This window comes from Anoxybacillus sp. LAT27 (genome assembly GCF_022030075.1).
GTDB lineage: Bacteria > Bacillota > Bacilli > Bacillales > Anoxybacillaceae > Anoxybacillus > Anoxybacillus kestanbolensis.
Window position 1 is genome coordinate 1 of sequence record NZ_JAIWYK010000395.1, and the last position, 224, is coordinate 224.

Consider the following 224-nt stretch of genomic DNA (forward strand, 5'->3'; position numbering starts at 1 on the left):
TTGTAGCGCACCGCGAAGAAATTTTACATCAAGCGAAGCGATCGTTTGCGCAAGTGCTTTCGGATAAGACGTTCGGTATTTACGACGGCAAAGTGAAAGAAGGACAAGCCGATGTCGTCTTTGCGTCGATTTTTACGCTAAGCATGAAAAAACATTTAGAAATATTTGCGAAAGACGTGTTTGATCTCATTGTCATTGACGAATTTCATCATGCCGCTGCGAAG

Annotated in this window: 1 protein-coding gene; it reads left to right on the forward strand. The window is 42.9% G+C overall.

Annotated features, from left to right (window positions below):
* On the forward strand, positions 1 to 224 hold a 224-nt coding region (locus tag LD028_RS09925), incomplete at both ends, for a DEAD/DEAH box helicase family protein (protein WP_237811720.1).